Genomic DNA, 2943 nt, shown 5'->3' with positions numbered 1-2943 from the left:
ACGCCCGGCGGGCCGGTGCTGCACATGCTGCGCCCCGGTTCCGCCCTGCTGCCGGACTTCAGCAGGGGCTTCGGCGAAATATACTTCTCTGAAGTGCTGCCCGGCCACGTCAAGGCATGGAAGTGCCACACCCGGCAGGTGCAGCATTTTGCCGTACCCGCAGGGCTGCTGCGCATTGTGCTCTACGACGGTCGACCGGATTCCCCCACCAGGGACGTTGTGTGCGAACTGGCCCTGGGCAGGCCGGAAAACTATTTTCTCCTGCGTATTCCCACGGGCGTGTGGTACGGCTTTGCCGCAATGGACAATAGCCCGGCGCTTATCTGCAACTGCGCGGATATTCCTCACGACCCCGCCGAAGGACAACGCCTGCCAATGGACGATCCGTCCATTCCCTATTGCTGGAAAACAGAACAGGCATAGGCATATGGCGCGACAATAAACTGCGGGCCGCCCTTTTGGGGCGGCCCGTTTGCCGTGCATCAACGCCGCAGAGAACCGGCTTTTTTCCAGAGGCGAAACTGCCGCATCTCCGAGAGCGCCAGACCAGCCAGCGTCAGCACCGTACCCAGCCCGGCCATCCAGGTGATACGCTCGTCAAGGATAAGCGCGGCAGTGACAACCGTCACCACGGGGACCAGATAAATGTAGACGCTGCTCTGCACCGCGCCCAGGCGCTTGATGGCAAATGTCCACGCCACAAAGCACAAGGCCGAGGCTCCAAGCCCAAGAAAAGCCATATTTCCCCAGTTCACGGCCTTGGCAAAACGCTCCAGCCCCCAGTGAAAGCTCATGAAGGGCAGACAAGGAAGCATGAAAAGCAGCCCGTAAAAAAAGCAGCGCCGCGTCACCTGAAGACTGTTATAGCCAAAGGCCAGAATCTTGCGCGTCAGGATGGAATAAAACGACCACGCAAGCCCGGCCAGCACCGCCAGCAGGTCGCCCAGGGGGTTAAGCTGCAGACCGGTGCTCCCGCTGAAGCTGATCAGCCCTATGCCCAGAATGGCCGCCGCAAAGCCCAGAAAGAAATTCAACCCCGGCTTTTCGGCAGCCAGCAGCCAGAACGACAGCAAGGCCGTGAAAAACGGCGAAACAGCCACAATAACGCCCACATTGGAGGCAAACGTGTAGGTAAGGGCAATATTTTCAAGCAAAAAATAGAGCGTCACGCCCGCAAGCCCCGCCCCTGCGAAAAGCCATTCCTGTTTTTTATCCTTCAGCCACAAGGCGCGGGGGCAGGCCAGCCACAGGGCCGCAAACCCCAGGCTGAACCGGAAAAAAAGGATTTCAACAGGACTGAAATCGCGCAGCAGTATCTTGGTGGAAATGAACGTGGCTCCCCAGACAAGGATGCAAAGCAGGGCCGCCAGATGACCAGCCGAATTGTTTTTCTCAGACATGGGACCGTCGTTGTTGGGTGGCAGACTGTTACGCCCCGGGCGCAACGGAATGGCTGAATGTGAACCTTGCTGTCATGCGCCGGAGCGGGCCGAAAACAGGGGGCGGGCAGGCCATTTGCATGGTCATGCGCGCGAGGTGCGGATGGACATCCGCATCATTTTGACGGTGCAAGGTATCCGTGAAAAGCGGATTCCGGCCTGTGGCGTGCCTGCAAAAAAACTCTCCGGCCCGCCATGTTTTCCGTGACGGGATGGAGAGGAGGTGCGGGCCTGCAAATGCCCTTCAGGGCTGTGTTATTGCGACTTTTTTCCGCAGTCGGCCAGCCCAAGCTCCATAAGGCGCTCAAGCAACTGGCCGAAATCAAGACCAATGGTCCTGGCCTCACGCGGCACAAGGCTGGTCGCGGTCATGCCGGGCAGGGTATTGACCTCCAGCAGGGTAAGGCTGTCGTCCGGCCCGAGAATAAAGTCCGCCCTGCTGTAGCCCCTGAGGCCGAGCGCCCTGTGCGCGGCAAGGGTCAGATCCTGCACACGCGCGGTCAGTTCGTCACCAATGGGGGCCGGGCATATCTCACGCGCGCCGTCCTGCTCGTACTTGCTTTCATAATTGAAAAAATCCCCTGCTACCGGCTCGATAAGAATGGGAGGCAAGGGTTCTTCGCCCAAAATGCCGCACGTCACCTCACGGCCCGGCAAGACCGGTTCCATAATGACTTCTTCGCCCGCAGCAAATATCTGGCCCATGATCTGGTCAAGTTGCTCACGGTTGGCCGCGCGCCCAAGGCGCAGCGACGAGCCGCCCGTGTTGCTTTTGACAAACAGAGGGTACGGCAGGCGGGGCTGCCAGTCTTTTTCGGGCAGCGCGGGAACAAAGTCCCAATCCGCCGTGGGCAGACCGGCCCTGCGGAAAACCTGCTTTGCAGCGCATTTGTTGAGCGCCAGAAAAGAGCCTGCGGGGCCGGACCCCTGGTAGGGGCAGCCCACCCGGTCCAGCATGGCCTGCACCAGCCCGTCTTCGCCCGGAGCCCCGTGCAGGTTGATGAGGGCAAAATCATGCTGATCGGCGGCGGCCAACAGGCCGTCAAAATCGGCCAGCAGATCAAAAAAAGTCACTTCATGACCACGCGCTTCCAGGGCAGGAACCATGGCCCGTGCGCCGTTCAATGATACCTGCCGTTCAGGAGACCAGCCGCCCGCAATCAAAAGAATCTTCATACAGTGTCCATCCCAGTTGCTCCGAAAGAGCGCTTTCAATATTTTTTCCCTGGCGGAAGGCGGCGAAAATACCTTCTCGCGCCGCCTCACTGTGCCCATAACGGCCCAGCAGGTCGTCATACCTTTCTTCCAGACTGACGCAAGCGTCATGTCTGACTCTTTTGTCGGCATACATCACAAAAAACGGCAGCGCGCAGATGCCCCGCCCTGCGGGCAGTTCCCAAGGCCACCAGACATGCATCATGACGCCCTGGGCCACAGCGTAGTTGCCTGTTTCGGCCACGGCCCAGGCAGCGCCCACCTGGGCATGGCTGCCGCCATGACGCAC

The 2943-nt window shown here is 59.8% G+C and carries 3 protein-coding genes and 1 pseudogene; 1 reads left to right on the top strand and 3 read right to left on the bottom strand.

Annotated features, from left to right (window positions below):
- Positions 1-423 (top strand): dTDP-4-dehydrorhamnose 3,5-epimerase (locus V6C16_RS10590; RefSeq protein WP_333543170.1); only part of this gene is annotated, 423 nt, incomplete at its 5' end.
- 59 nt (positions 424-482) lie between these two features.
- Here the strand turns inward: V6C16_RS10590 and V6C16_RS10585 are convergent.
- From V6C16_RS10585 to V6C16_RS10575, 3 genes and pseudogenes are all read right to left on the bottom strand, one after another.
- Positions 483-1400: a DMT family transporter gene (locus tag V6C16_RS10585; RefSeq protein WP_333536652.1), complete on the bottom strand. Its 918-nt coding sequence runs from the start codon at positions 1398-1400 to the stop codon at positions 483-485.
- A gap of 294 nt (positions 1401-1694) precedes the next feature.
- Positions 1695-2615 (bottom strand): D-alanine--D-alanine ligase family protein, encoded by a 921-nt coding sequence (locus V6C16_RS10580; protein ID WP_333536651.1) that lies wholly within the window; start codon positions 2613-2615, stop codon positions 1695-1697.
- Positions 2578-2943: pseudogene (locus tag V6C16_RS10575) on the bottom strand (phosphohydrolase); the annotation flags it as partial. The gene V6C16_RS10580 and the pseudogene V6C16_RS10575, both read right to left, overlap by 38 nt.

Source organism: Desulfovibrio sp. 1188_IL3213 (assembly GCF_036763145.1).
In the GTDB taxonomy this organism is placed as follows: domain Bacteria; phylum Desulfobacterota; class Desulfovibrionia; order Desulfovibrionales; family Desulfovibrionaceae; genus Desulfovibrio.
Note: the sequence above shows the minus strand (reverse complement) of the source record. Positions and strands in the feature narration are given on the sequence as shown.